Below are 14,322 nucleotides of genomic sequence, written 5' to 3'. Positions count from 1 at the left end.
GGGCCTAGCCTGCATTAACCAATACAATTAATGTATGGTTTACCGTCTTTACACCCTTTGCTACTCATACCAAAAAAGCAGTATTTGCTCATACAATCATCGCCACAGCATTGTTTATTGTGGCCAGACGGGATTAACCCTTTGCTCTGTGTATTTTGACGAGAGACATGTCTTGCAATTGGACTAGATTGATTTGGAAGTTTCATATTAAGTTCCTTTTATATCGAAGTGTTTGCTTGCTCTTACGAGCACAGGTTTATATAAGTCACATGACTTGTATAATATTTAAAATTAACCATATATCAGGTATGTACAAACTAAAACAAAAGCGTTAATAGCCAGTTCAGTATTGGCACCTCCCTTTAAACTTTACATCACCTTCTATATATTCCGCTTTAATAAAAGCGTTTTTTGTCTTTCTGCTTTGCACTAATTTAAGTATTAATTCTTCGTTATATTTAAACAGCATTTTTTCTTCGTTTACCGACGATGAACGCTCGTAATAAGTAACATAACTAGACGGTGAGCTGCTCACTCTTTCTATAGCGAGCACTGCGGTTCCTAAACCGAGCCCCGTAGGCTTACTCGACTCTATTTTTATATCAATAACACTATTATTATCGGCGCTAACGTGGCAATTTAGTGAAGTATTCGCAGCGACATTAGACGTATTAACTAGAGATATCATTGCTATTAGCAATGTCATATAACACTTCATCGCATTAACCATTTCTGTTGGTTTTAAATTGAATCAGATTATTTAACCTAGCAGCACGTCGGCTGCATGAAGAGCAAGACTTAAACCCCATCTTACTGGTTAATTTCTGTATTGAGTCACCTAGTCCAATATCCTCAGAAATTGGTAAACTAATATTAAGGGATGCTTTATCCCTTTGTACGGGTTGTGTTTGCTTAGGAATAGCCATGAATTCACCTTTTATCATCTCAAATAGGGAATACGAGGCAGCGTCTTATCTTAATAGGGTAACTTGCTGCCTCTAACGCTGTTTTTATGGCAATGTCATACTTAACATGAACCAAAGCACTCTTTCGCTACGCGTTGGCCAAGTACGGTGACTGTGGCACAAGCTCCCGTTGGAATGCCAAATTTAGTACATACATCGATACAGGCTTTAGCCGCAGTACCCGACGGGAATGGCGTTTTTACTGGTATACACTGTTTTCCGACAACAGGAATGTCGATACACACCTGCCCTTGCTTATCGATATCTGCGCTTACACACGTATCGCTTTGTGAAATGGCTCGATTGTCATTAGATGCAATAGAGTAATGTCCTGATCGGATCACTGGTGTATGTTGTTGAGGAAGCATAATTTAATCCTTTCTATTTTTGTGCTTACAAGTAATGGCGGGACTCGTTTATCGCTTAGACCAAGAACGAACTTCACCGATTGTGACCGGAATATCGCCACTCACATCAACGGTAAATCTAAATATTTTATTAGCAATCAATGTATTAGTAGGATTAAAGAAGCTAATTTCCACATCATAACAGTCAGAATCAGGGCGGCTAACTGGGCTCTTTTGAACGGAGATATCGTCAAGTTCAAGCTTTCCTTTGGTTGTGCTTTCGATGACTTGACTCACTTGGAATGCATTGGTCGCGGAGTAATTAAGCGCTCGTTCTTCAGGTGACATGCCCAAATTACGTAAGTCGTAGTAAACGCGGCTAAGAAAATTACTCAACCCTTCATGATGCTCGTCGTATTGAGTTTGATCTGCGCCAGATTTAGTCGGTCTCTTACCAAGTACGTTATCCACTAGCGCTTTCGTCGACCAACTGTATATACCTCGCGGATTCGGTACGATTAAGGGAACAGTTTGTCCAGAAGACAGCGTGATAGAGCCGGATGTAATACCAGGAATTGATACCAGTTCAACACCTTGACTCATTTGCTCTTGTAGCGCTTCTCGAAGTTTTTCATAGCCAATATTCGCAAATGGACCAATCGGTTGAATCGCATAAATTGGGGTTACGTCTAAATTCAGAGTCCAAATGAGTGACTGTGCTTCATACGGATTCTGATCTAAATAGCTGAGTATCGCTTCTGTATCATATGGGTTGTTTTTCCCGAATGGCATATTTTGGATGAAGGCATCCTTGCGGGCTTCTGTTCCAAAATCAAAATCTATAGAACCTAAGGCATACACAAGAGAGTTTCGGTCACTAGACGGCTCTGAAGAACACCCACAGCCAGAGGGCGTGAGTTCCGCTTCTGCCGCTGGTATCAGTTTTTCCTTATCATGAACGGTGGCTGCTTTCACCTCAGAAGTACTTTTCACCTCAGAAGTGCTCTGCTCTTCCTTGGATTCTCGTTCATTTACCGAGCAAGGCTCGATAACAAGTTCTTTTGGCTGATGTGTGTCCATTTCGTTAGTCATCATTTGTATTCCTTTATCAAATAGAAGTTTTAGTGTGTTGGTGAGGTTTAATGTTCCCGCTAAATACTTATCGCAATAGGCAGCCTGCTCGTGCCCTGATGTACAGCTGTCCGTGCCCGATAAAATTGCTTGTCGCACAGCGAGCGGGTTGATGGTTTGGTGTCGTTCAATTTGTAAACTCACAAGAAGCGCGGCGAAACCCGTTGTAATTGCGGTAGCAAAACTGGTTCCGGATAATCGCCCGTACTGGTTATCTGGGAAGGCACCGTTAATATCTTTCCCATAGGTCAAAATGCCATTTTTCTTATATTTGCTTCCCCAGTTACTTGAAGGCAAAGGGATACCTTTCTCGTCCGTAGCGCCAACAGCGAGTGTGGAATCGATAGCCGCGGGGATATTTAAGCACTGACAGCCGTCATTACCGACGGCCGCAATTAGGAGCACCTTATTTTTTTCACAGGCCTCTAGGGCATTTTTTAGAATTGGATGGACGTTCCCAGAGTTTTCCAGTTGACCACCACTTATATTGATAATGTGTGCTTTTGCTTCAATGGCTTTCATGATCGCCCTTGCCAAGTCAATCTGGCTGCAAGGTGAAACGACACCATTGTTAAGTTGCGAGTAAATGGGAATAGAGATGCCACTGCATTTTGGGGCCAGCCCCTTGATAGGAGTACGGTGATCACCAAATATGACACTGCATATATGTGTACCGTGTTGTGATGGTATGGCACTATTTTCAAGCGCAATAGTCGTCAATTGAGAAAGGCGGGCGGCTTTTAGGCATTCATGCTTGGTGTCAACGACACCATCAAGTACTGCAATTCTGACGTCGGGGTGGCCCGTTGTTTGTTCCCACAACGTATTTAAACTATCAATATTATTGTTTTGTTCAGCGTGCAACATAGACTCTCTACCTAATAGTAATCGTATATCTAATGCTTAAAGTTGTTTATCGCTTTAAATATCGTGACTAGAAGTTAGTCTAAGTTGGTAAATAAATTTATTACCTCGCTATTACACGAGAAGGTAAGCCTGAAATGATGACTTAATTAACAAGCACCATAGTAGGCTTAAGAAGGGAGAAAGAATGACGTCTAACGGTAACCATCCTCTAAAACAGCTAACTTCCACTTATACATCGGTAACATGTTCATTTAACGATGTAAAAGTGGAAGTACAGAATTAACACTAATTGAGTCAAACTTCTTGATGTTTAATTCAATATGCTCTGAAATTTGGCGTTAAACATCACTCTTAAGGACTTTGTATGCATTACAGGCCACCAGCTAAGTCTAAAAAATTACCTGTGGAGAATGATGATTTCTCTGAAGCAAGCCAGTAGATGGCTTCAGCGACCTCTTCTGGCTCTCCACCACGCTGGAGGGGGATTATACTTTTCAGCCTTTCAACCCTTCCCGGTTCTCCGCCATCAGCGTGCATTTCAGTATGAATTAGACCAGGGCGCACACAATTCACTCTAATGCCTTCAGAGGCGACCTCTAGTGATAAGCCTTTTGTGAGAGTATCAATAGCGCCTTTTGACGCAGCATAATCGACATATTCATTCGGTGACCCAGAACGAGCGGCACCAGATGAAACATTTATGATCGCACCACCCTTACCACCATGACGTGTAGACATTCGCTTTACGCCTTCCCGACTGCATAAGAAATAGCTCGTTACGTTGTTCGTTAAGATTGTATTAATTCTATCCGCAGTCATATCTTCAAGGCGACATTGCTGACGAAGAATACCTGCGTTGTTTACCACAACAGATACTTGCCCTAGTTCACGATCAATACGTTCAAATAACTGTACGACCTCGTGTTCATCAGAAACATCAGCTTGAGCCGTGATACATTGACCGCCATTAGCGGTAATTTCTAATGCTAAGTTCTCTGCTGCAAGAGCGTTGGACTTGTAATTGATACATACCGCGTAGCCATGAGCAGCAAACAACGTCGAAGTGGCGGCTCCTATTCCTCGACTGCCGCCTGTCACTAAAACAACTTTTGAACGACTCATAAACTATCCCTGTATGATGAATTTGCAGTAACGCCATATTTGTTTATTCTACATTCTGCTCAGCGACTTGCTAGCCAGTGTTTGCATCTCACCCGCCAGCACTAGTGGCAATGATTCCATCACCGAAATATTCATAACCATCTGACAAGACTATTGAATCCGTACTTTCTTTAGCCACGCCAATAAATCACTCGCTTAGCGCCAAAACATCGCAGCGTGAGGCGCAGATGAAATCATTTTTGTGCAAGCCTTTGATAGAGTGGCTCCACCATGTCACGGTGACTTTGCCCCATTCCAATACAATGGAAGGGTGATGAAACTGATCTTCCGCCAACTCTGCCACTTTATTGCTAAATGCCCACGCCTGCTTGAAGTTCTTAAACTTATATACCTTTTCAAGCTGTGGGATGCCGTCTCTTTCCACGATCTGCCAGCCAGACAACTCCAATAGTAAGGATTGTTGATCATCGTTATTAAGCGCAATGGCATCGATACTGCAGGCTTCACATTTTTGTTCATTCAACATGTACAGGTTCCTTGGGTTCAAAAAGTGGGGGGAATAATCCCGCTTCGGCCGCGAGATCAGCTTGCTGTAATAGGTTTATCTGACTGATTTTAAACAGCTCAGAGAGCGCCCCGATCACATAATATTTAGGCTGCATAATATCGATACGGTAAGGGGTTCTTAGGACCGTTTGTAAATCAAACTCATCACGAATCGCCACCTTCCCTTCCAGCGCATACATGGTTTCTGCCGGAGACGAAAGAATACCGCCGCCATAGACTTTTAGCTTTTGCCCTTCTTGGACTAAGCCAAACTCAACCGTAAACCAATACAAACGCGCAAGATAAGCACGTTGCTTGGGGGTTGCCGCCAATCCTAGTTTTCCATAATGCTCTGTAAAAGCGGCAAAATCGGTATTGGTCAACATGGCACAATGGCCAAAAATTTCATGGAAGAAATCTGGTTCTTGTAAATAATCAAACTCGTCTCGCGTCCTCAAAAAGGTCGCAACAGGAAATCGCTTGTTGGCGAGCAACTCAAAGAAACGGTCAAAATCGATCAACGCGGGAACAGGCTGTACCTGCCAACCGGTTGTTTCCTTAAGTACTTTATTTATTTCAGGTAGCTGAGGCACCCTATCTAGTGGTAGGTCAAGCAGGGTCAAACCATGTAAATACGCATCGCAAGCACGGTCATTGATGACGTTCATTTGCCTTGTCACCAAGTCGTGCCAAATGGCGTCTTCTTCGAGGCTCCACTCAACCCATCCCTCTTGGCTCACAGGCTTTGAATGATATTGAGTCATTGCACACCTCCTTACGAATGTCTTCTTTTAAGCCTATCTCCACTCGTGATAAGCGCCAATTTGCGCCACTTTTCGAAACCAGCCTTCATGTAACATTTTGTTTACACAGTTCTGTTAGGCGCTTATTTTGCTGATCTTTTGACTTTGTAAAGCCTAAATACCAGACTGAAAACGTTAACTTTTTGTTAAAGGCAGAGAATGCACCAACCCAATAAGCCAATTTGGCAACCAAGCGACCAACGCATCGCGCAAGCCAACGTCACCCGATTTATGGATAGCCTCAATCAACAAGGCGTACTTGAGCGAGCGTTACAAAACCACACGGCGCTTCATCAATGGTCTGTGGAACAGCCCGAGTCATTTTGGCAGAACGTATGGCAGTTTTGTGGCATGGTTGGTTCGCAAGGCGACCGCTTTGAGGCGCAAGATAATGGTATTAAAGAACCAGGTTACCGAGTTAAAAAGCAAGGCGAGAGCCGCTGGCAGCAGCCAAAATCTCATCGTGATGCCGTTTGGTTCCCAGACGCGCAAATTAACTATGCAGAAAACTTGCTCGATTCAGCAAAGGCGTTGCCAAACGAGCTTGCGATTTGGTTTGAAAATGAGCTTGGCGAGCAACAGAGCTACACGTGGCAAACTCTCTGTGAGGAAGTCTCTAGCGTTCAACAATGGCTCATAGAGTGTGGCGTGCAACCCGGCGATGTGGTTGCAGCCTACACCCCTTATCTGCCGCAAACCGTAATCGCAATGCTTGCCACCACCAGCTTAGGAGCAATTTGGACCTCCACGTCGCCGGACTTTGGCGTAGAGAGTGTGATTGAACGATTTGGCCAAGTAAAACCCAAGGTTCTGTTCACCTGCGATGGCTACACCTTCAATGGCAAGACGTTCGATATGACCAACAAAAACCACGACGTCATTGAGCACCTAAATGGGCTAAAGCGAGTATGCTCGATTCGCTATTTGAAACAAAGCGGCTACTTAAAACAGACCCCGTATTTGAAACCGAGCGACGAGTTGAATCAGCATCGCATTGAGACGGATGTATCAACCCAAAGCTGGCAAGACATCATCAATCATTATCCACCACAACCTTTGTGTTTTACTCGTGTAAATTTCAACAGCCCACTGTTTGTTTTGTACTCTTCTGGCACCACGGGCAAGCCCAAATGCATTGTGCATTCCGTTGGTGGCACCACCATCAACCACCTGAAAGAGCATCAGCTTCATTGCGACATTAAGCCGAAAGATCGCGTGTTCTACTACACCACGTGTGGGTGGATGATGTGGAACTGGCACGTCTCTGCGCTCGCGAGCGGCGCCTGTTTGGTGATTTTTGATGGTAGCCCGGTTTATCCGCAACCTAATGTTCTGTGGGATTTAGCGCAGCGCGCTGAAGTATCGACATTTGGCACCTCAGCCAAGTACTTAGAAGCGATTGAGAAAGCGGAACTTTCTCCCGTCAAGAGTCACTCTCTTCCTCAGTTAAGAACACTCTGCTCGACAGGTTCGGTGCTCTACCCAGAACAGTTTGATTACGTCTACAAGCACATCAAGCAAGATCTGCATTTAGCGTCTATTTCCGGCGGTACGGATATTTGTGGCTGCTTTGTATTGGGTAACCCTATCTCCGCTGTTTATCGAGGAGAATGCCAGCAGGCGGGACTTGGAGTCGATATCAAGGTGTTCAATTCATCGGGTCAAGAAGTCAATCAAGAACGTGGCGAGTTGGTGTGCACCAATTCCCTTCCCAACTTCCCTGCCGGCTTTTGGAATGACACTGGCGAACGTTATCACCGCACTTACTGGGACAAATTCGACAATGTCTGGCACCACGGTGACGAAGTTGAGCAAACTAGCCGTGGTGGCTACCGGTTCTACGGACGAGGTGACACTACCCTAAACCCCGGAGGCGTAAGAATTGGTACCGCCGAGATCTATCAGCAGGTGAATACCATCGAGGGCGTCGTTGATTCCATCGCCGTAGGGAAAGATATCGACCGCAATGAGCAAATATGGCTGTTTGTTCAACTGCAACAAGACATGATTTTGAGTGACGAATTACTGGCAACCATCAAGAATAAACTCAAATCTGCTTGTTCACCGAGGCACGTTCCAAGCCAAATATTTGCTATCAGCGATGTGCCTAAAACACGCTCTGGTAAGCTGGTGGAGTTGGCAGTGAAACAGGTTATCAATGGCAACAACGTAGAAAACCTCGGTGCGATTGCTAACGCCGAGGTCTTAGAAGAAATAAAGCGAGTTATTGCGCCTTGATGCTCCTCGCTTACAGAAATAGCTCGACGTAGGCAGAAGTCACTCTTATCTATCCTTTTGCTTTCGCTTATCCGTTTGCATCCGTTTATCCTTGTGCATCTGCTTGGTTCTCAGGCATAGCGTCAATAAAAGCGGGCAACTGATTACACGCGTCTACAATCGAGTTAATCAATGGATACGGCGACATATCAACAGCAAAGCGCTGCGCGTTATAGACTTGCGGCACCAAGCAGATATCAACAATGCATGGCGAATCCGTCAGGCTATAACGTGAATCACCGTGTGTTTTTCGGTACTTCGCTAACTTCTCCTCTAGCGCACTGAATCCTTGATGAACCCAATAATGAATCCAATCCATTTTCGCCTCTTGTTCGCACGCCAACGCCCTCTCCAAATACTGCTGCACACGCAAGTTGTTGAGAGGGTGAATCTCTATCGCAATATCCTGAGCCATTGCCAAAGCTTGATAGCGCAATGGCGTCTGATCAGGAATAAGTAAGACGTCAGGGTAAGTTTCATCTAGGTATTGAAGAATCACTAACGACTGATTGAGCTGAACCTCACCATCCAGCAGCACGGGCACAAGTTCACTGGCGTTAATCTCACGATATTGTGGATCATGCTGCTCGCCACCATTGCACACCAAGTGCACCGATATAGACTCGTAGTTGAGCTGCTTTAGATTCAACCCAATACGCACCCGATAGGCTGCGGACGAACGCCAATAGCCATAGAGTGTCATGCTATCGTTCATAAAGGCCCTCATTCATAATCCCTCTCTTTGTAGCCTTAGTTCTCTAGCTATCCGATTATCGTTCTTGATATTGGCTCACTTTTTGGTCAATCGCGCCAAAAATCGAGTCCCCCGCCGCATCGAACATTTCTAGGCGAATAGAATCACCAAACGACATGAATTGAGTCGACGGTTTACCATCTCGAATGGTCTCAATCATGCGCACTTCGGCAATGCATGAATAGCCCACGCCACCTTCAGCAATTGAAGTGCCGTGATCCGTGCCTTGTTTATTCGACACCGTGCCTGAGCCTATGATTGCGCCCGCCGACAATGGACGCGTCTTCGCAGCATGCACGACTAGCTCTGCAAAATTGAAGGTCATATCGACGCCCGCATTCGGGCAACCAAAAGGCTTGTCGTTGTAGGTCGATATCAGTGGTAAATGCACCTTGCTGCCTCGCCACTGTTCACCAAGCTCATCAGGTGTCACCGCAACCGGAGAGAACGCCGAAGAAGGCTTGGACTGGAAGAAGCCAAAGCCCTTTGCCAGCTCAGCAGGGATCAACCCGCGCAGCGATACATCATTCACCAACATCAACAAGCGAATTGAATCTTGTGCCTGTTTGGCACTCGCGCCCATCGGCACGTCACCGGTTACTATCGCAACCTCACCCTCGAAATCGATGCCCCATTCGTCGTTGGCAAATTCGATATGGTCACAAGGGCCTATAAACGCATCTGAGCCACCTTGATACATTAATGGATCAACCCAGAAGCTTTTTGGCATTTCAGCACCACGTGCTTTACGCACCAGCTCAACGTGATTTACATAGGCACTGCCGTCTGCCCATTGATAAGCGCGCGGCAAAGGCGACTCACAAGACTGAGAGACAAAGACTTCACTGCCTGTCACTTGCCCGTTGTTTAACGAGGTGTATAACTCTTCCAACTGAGAAGCCACGCGATCCCAGTTATCCAATGCCACCTGCATGGTGGGTGCAAGGTGCATCGCGTGGAAGATGTCGGTGGCCGCCACACACTGTTTGAGATCTTTACTCACGACCATCAATAGACCATCGCGAGTCCCATTTTTCTTGGTTGCTAATTTCATTCTGCTCCCTTACTTCTTATCGCTCTCGGCCTTTTGCAAGCTCGTCTCTTGCCCATTCTTTTCTTGCCAGCTATAGACATATTCTTTGTTCTCAACGCTATCGAGTTCATCAGAGAACTGCAGTGCATGGCGAGTGTCGATCATCACCGCCACTTCATCGGTAAACGTCTTCTTGTGCGCCAGACCCGCCTTGAAGGCTTTTGGGTGAGGCCCATGCGTAAACCCAGCCGGATGGAAGGTCACCATACCCACTTCAATGTTGTCGCGGCTGAAGAAGTCCCCGGCGTGGTAGAACAGCACTTCATCGTAGTCATCATTGTTGTGATAAAACGGTACTTTCAATGCACCAGGATCGCTCTCAATCGGGCGCGGCACAAAGGTGCACACCACAAATCCTGCGCCCACAAACGTGGTATGTGCGGAAGGGGGCAAGTGATAACGATGTGACATCAGCGGCCTGATATCACGCCAGTTCACTTTCACTACCGCTAAGTCGCCATGCCAACCAATCGCGTCCAGTGGGTTGAACGGATACGTGATCACACTGACTTTATCGTGGCGTTTCACCTGAACCTGAGTCTGGCTTTCAGAATACTGAGCGCGGAACTTGTCATTAATCGAAGGGATATCGAGAACGGCCGGATCAAACACCGCGTGATGACCGACCATGCCTTTTTCTGGCAAGGAATACGCCGCATCGGTATTCTCAACCATCAAGATAAACATCGGCTCACTTGGCTCCAAACGCCAATTGGTCGAGCGCGGGATCATCACGTAATCCCCTTCACTCACCTCTAAATGGCCATAATCGCAATAAAGTTCAGCACTGCCTTGGTGAATGAACAGCAGTTCATCCCCATCGGAATTACGCACCAAAAACTCCATCTTCTCATCCATTCGCCACACGCGAATTTTGCAGTCCGCATTGTGCAAAAGGTGAGGCACGGCCCAAGGCGTTATCTGGCTGGCTTTTTCAACTAAGGTAAAATCAAACGCGCGGGGGCGTAAGTCGCCCTCCCACTCAGACCAACCGGTAGGAGCATGTTGGTGATGAAAGTGCGCCGCAGGACCAAAGAAACCACTCCGCCCCGCTTCCCTCTCATACATTGCCTCTTCGGGAAAGTCGGCGTGTGCTTGTTTAGAGCACACCCCTTCCCGATGAGGAAACGAGATCCATTTATGCATCGTCTAATACTCCTCGACGAATCTGGTCCTCTTCAATCGATTCAAACAGCGCCTTGAAGTTACCTTCGCCAAAACCTTCATTGCCTTTACGCTGAATAATTTCAAAGAACACCGGCCCGATTACCGTTTGCGTGAAAATCTGCAGCAAGATACCGTCTTTGGTCGGTGCGCCATCAATCAGAACACGCAGATCACGAAGCAGCTCAGTGTCTTCACCGTGACCTTTCACACGCTGATCCACTTTCTCATAGTAGGTATCTGGGGTTGGCATAAAGTCCATACCGCGATCACGCAAGGTTTTCACCGTTTTGTAGATGTCATCCGTGGCCAACGCGATGTGTTGGATTCCTTCACCGTTGTATTCGCGGATGAACTCTTCGATCTGTGATTTGTCGTCTGAAGACTCATTGATTGGGATGCGGATCTTGCCACAAGGTGACGTCATAGCGCGGCTTACAAGCCCTGTCAGTTTGCCCTCAATGTCAAAGTAGCGAATCTCGCGGAAGTTGCCAAGACGCTCATAGAATCCAGACCACACGTCCATATTGCCCTGCTTAACGTTGTGCGTAAGGTGGTCGATCTCAAACAAACCAACATCGGCTTTCGCCATGCGCGCTTTGGCATCATCGTAAAATCGGAAATCAACATCGTAGATGCTCTGCTTACCATAACGATCAACAAAATAGAGCAGGCTTTCACCGATACCGTAAATGGCAGGAATGCTCAGCTCCATTGGCCCTATTTCTGTTTTGTACTCTTCACCGCCACCCTTGAACGCTTGCGCCATTGCCGCCGTGGCTTCATGAACACGAAAAGCCATACCACAGACCGATGGCCCATGGACCTTGGCGAACGCTGCCGCTTGGCTGTGTGGTTGTTCATTAACAATAAAGTTGATGTCACCTTGTCGATACAGCCAAGCCTCTTTTGAGCGATGCTTGGCGATCTCAGCAAAACCAAGTGACACAAACAGCGCTTTAAGTTGCTCAATTCCCTTGTGGTCAACGGCCGTGTATTCAACAAACTCGAATCCATCCGTACCCAGCGGGTTGTAGGTATCCACCATGAACTTTCTCCCTGTATCTTTTGGTTTTATGTTACGTCGTTTAGTGTTGTGTTTTTTGCCCTTAATTAAATTTGGTCCACAAGCTGAGATAATGGAATGCATGGAAGGAAATGGGCGCTCACGGTGAAGAACCGTTAAGTTGTAAAATAATTGTTACACAAAAATAGTTCTATCAGGAAAGGGAGTACTATCAAGGGATTGAAAGGGGGTGCTTTGATTTACACCGAAGACGTGATGTGAATGAATTGTTACAGACAAGCTTTATTCGTACAAGATAACGCAGAGGAAAGCATGGGATACAAAAAAGCCGCTGTCGTCAGCGGCTTGATGGATTCTGTATGCACGCAACAGGTTTTGGCGCGTTGCTCCGTGTGACAAACAAATTCCGCGAGGAGGACGGCCTCATTGGAACGGCTAAAGAGCAACTATTTAAGGGCCCTAGTCCGTGCTGAAGCTAACGTTTCTACCGCTAACTTTCCTAAAGCATCCGCAGCTAATGGGCTTGCGCCTGTAACTAATAAGCGGTCACGACATACCGTATTGTCAGCTTTGCTATTCACCAACATCACTCCAAGCTCTTTTAACGTCTCACTCAATCCCCAAGGCATCTTGCCAGGCAAGTAGCCAATAATAGGCGTTTGAGCATCAACTGAATCGGGAAAAACCGCCATTTTATAACCCTGATATAAAAACTCAGAACCACTCTCGCGAGTCGATAAAAAAGCAGCTGGACCATGACAGATGGAAATTGTAAATACGTCGTTGTTATGTGCCCAATTTAAAACCATACCAACAAATTGGTCGCTAGGGAGACCCAACATTGCACCATGGCCGCCTGGAATAAACACAGCAGCGTAATCTTCAGCGTTCAACCCATTAGTAACAAGAGTATTTAGATTCGTTGGATTTTCAAAGTGTTCTTTATATTCAGTGTAAATAGCGTTTACATGATGGTCTTTCTGGGGAAATGCCCACATTTCAATGATTGCAGGGTGACCATTAGGCGTCGATATCTCAAATTCGTAGCCTGCATTTCGAAGATGAAGCATGGGTACTAGCGTTTCGACAGGATGATTACCTGTTGAAAACAGCTTACCATTTTTCATTTTCATATTCTTTTGCTCAGTCGCCAAGACTAATATTTTTCGCTTTGAGCCAACTACAGGCGTGTATACCACTTCTTTATAATCGGTCTTTTCCGCCGTCGCAAGCTTCAAAGCAACCCTTGAAGGTGAATATGAACCATCCAATTCCAGCTTTGGAGCAAGCCCCAACAGATTCCTTAACATCGCCGCACCCTTTTATTATATCGATAGCTAAATACTAGCCTAAAGTATTGGTGTTCCCCACAAAAAGTCGATACCAATGGCCTTGCCACTACGTCTCTACGGCATTATCTCTTGCGCCATAAATTCTTACGGTTTAAAACACTTCGATGTACTCAAAATACCGGCCCTTGCTTCATCTAGTGACTGACACTCTTCTGCGCAGAGCGGCTCAGGGCTAACGGCATATCAACGACTTTTAGAGGCAGGAAAACCCCGAACAGTCGCTATCATTACGTAGGTAAGAAACAAGGGGAGTCACTTAACTTCAGTATGCTAAAGTCGGACGGAATGCGACCCGGCTTTAGGAAAACTTATAGGCGCTCAACTTGGCAGAAGAGCGTTTGTTATAAGCGTACTAGCGTTTTCCAATAGTCATAAAGACCATCGATATTAGAAGAACACATTAAGCTCATAGCTCCCTTAATTTGTTCGTCGCTCCATTCCCACCATTTCATTTCTAATAACTGAGATATTTCACTTTCAGCGAACCTGTAACGTATATGTTGAGCTGGATTTGAGCCCACTATGGAATATGGGGCTACATCCTTGGTAACGACAGCACGACTTGCGATAATGGCACCATCTCCAACAGATACACCACTCATGATCATGGCTTCTGTACCAATCCATACATCATTACCGATAACCGTGTCACCCGAGCGCTCAAACCCATCTTTAGCATCAGCAAAATATTCATTCTCCTGGTAGAAAAATGGAAATGTACTCACCCAGTTATTTTGATGCCCTTGATTACCAGCCATCATAAACACAGCACCAGAACCAATTGAGCAATAGCTTCCGATAATTAACTTATCAATATCCGTTCTATCAGGCATTAAGTAACGAGCACAATCATCGAAGCTATGATTATGATAAT

Annotated in this window: 14 protein-coding genes; 1 reads left to right on the top strand and 13 read right to left on the bottom strand. The window is 45.8% G+C overall.

Going from position 1 to position 14,322, the window contains the following annotated elements; genetic code table 11:
- Positions 1-14: 14 nt before the first annotated feature.
- The 7 genes from MD535_RS02030 to phhA form a co-directional block, all read right to left on the bottom strand.
- Positions 15-206 (bottom strand): hypothetical protein, encoded by a 192-nt coding sequence (locus MD535_RS02030; RefSeq protein ID WP_265673273.1) that lies wholly within the window; start codon positions 204-206, stop codon positions 15-17.
- A 516-nt stretch (positions 207-722) separates the two neighbouring features.
- Positions 723-926 carry a hypothetical protein gene (locus MD535_RS02025; protein WP_265673272.1) on the bottom strand — a complete coding sequence of 68 codons (204 nt, stop codon included), beginning with the start codon at positions 924-926 and terminating at the stop codon, positions 723-725.
- A gap of 101 nt (positions 927-1,027) precedes the next feature.
- Entirely contained in the window at positions 1,028-1,333 is a 306-nt protein-coding gene (locus MD535_RS02020; RefSeq protein ID WP_265673271.1) for a hypothetical protein, read from the bottom strand.
- 48 nt (positions 1,334-1,381) lie between these two features.
- On the bottom strand, positions 1,382-3,310 hold the full coding sequence (locus tag MD535_RS02015) for a PatA/PatG family cyanobactin maturation protease (protein WP_265673270.1): 1,929 nt from the start codon (positions 3,308-3,310) through the stop codon (positions 1,382-1,384).
- A 369-nt stretch (positions 3,311-3,679) separates the two neighbouring features.
- Entirely contained in the window at positions 3,680-4,432 is a 753-nt protein-coding gene (locus MD535_RS02010; protein WP_265673269.1) for an SDR family oxidoreductase, read from the bottom strand.
- A 187-nt stretch (positions 4,433-4,619) separates the two neighbouring features.
- Entirely contained in the window at positions 4,620-4,958 is a 339-nt protein-coding gene (locus MD535_RS02005; RefSeq protein ID WP_265673268.1) for a 4a-hydroxytetrahydrobiopterin dehydratase, read from the bottom strand.
- The gene (phhA, locus tag MD535_RS02000) at positions 4,948-5,742 is read right to left on the bottom strand and encodes a phenylalanine 4-monooxygenase (protein WP_265673267.1); all 795 of its coding nucleotides are present in this window, start codon (positions 5,740-5,742) and stop codon (positions 4,948-4,950) included. The genes MD535_RS02005 and phhA overlap by 11 nt, the downstream gene beginning before the upstream one ends.
- Positions 5,743-5,940: 198 nt before the next feature.
- On the opposite strand from phhA, the gene MD535_RS01995 reads away from it, so the two are divergent.
- A complete protein-coding gene (locus MD535_RS01995) occupies positions 5,941-8,019 on the top strand; it encodes an acetoacetate--CoA ligase (RefSeq protein WP_265673266.1) in 2,079 nt (692 codons plus the stop codon).
- An 85-nt stretch (positions 8,020-8,104) separates the two neighbouring features.
- On the opposite strand, the gene maiA is transcribed toward MD535_RS01995, so the two are convergent.
- The 6 genes from maiA to MD535_RS01965 form a co-directional block, all read right to left on the bottom strand.
- Positions 8,105-8,773 carry a maleylacetoacetate isomerase gene (gene maiA / locus MD535_RS01990; protein WP_265673265.1) on the bottom strand — a complete coding sequence of 223 codons (669 nt, stop codon included), beginning with the start codon at positions 8,771-8,773 and terminating at the stop codon, positions 8,105-8,107.
- A gap of 55 nt (positions 8,774-8,828) precedes the next feature.
- Complete coding sequence (locus MD535_RS01985; RefSeq protein WP_265673264.1) at positions 8,829-9,866, bottom strand: fumarylacetoacetate hydrolase family protein; 1,038 nt, start codon at positions 9,864-9,866, stop codon at positions 8,829-8,831.
- 9 nt (positions 9,867-9,875) lie between these two features.
- A complete protein-coding gene (locus MD535_RS01980) occupies positions 9,876-11,051 on the bottom strand; it encodes a homogentisate 1,2-dioxygenase (RefSeq protein ID WP_265673263.1) in 1,176 nt (391 codons plus the stop codon).
- Entirely contained in the window at positions 11,044-12,117 is a 1,074-nt protein-coding gene (gene hppD, locus MD535_RS01975) for a 4-hydroxyphenylpyruvate dioxygenase (protein ID WP_265673262.1), read from the bottom strand. Before hppD ends, MD535_RS01980 begins: the two co-directional genes overlap by 8 nt.
- A gap of 425 nt (positions 12,118-12,542) precedes the next feature.
- Complete coding sequence (gene hchA, locus MD535_RS01970; protein WP_265673261.1) at positions 12,543-13,406, bottom strand: glyoxalase III HchA; 864 nt, start codon at positions 13,404-13,406, stop codon at positions 12,543-12,545.
- A gap of 383 nt (positions 13,407-13,789) precedes the next feature.
- Positions 13,790-14,322 (bottom strand): CatB-related O-acetyltransferase (locus tag MD535_RS01965; protein WP_265673259.1); only part of this gene is annotated, 533 nt, incomplete at its 5' end.

Origin of the sequence: Vibrio qingdaonensis (assembly GCF_026191675.1) — a bacterium.
Taxonomy (GTDB): Bacteria; Pseudomonadota; Gammaproteobacteria; order Enterobacterales; family Vibrionaceae; genus Vibrio; species Vibrio qingdaonensis.
Note: the sequence above shows the minus strand (reverse complement) of the source record. Positions and strands in the feature narration are given on the sequence as shown.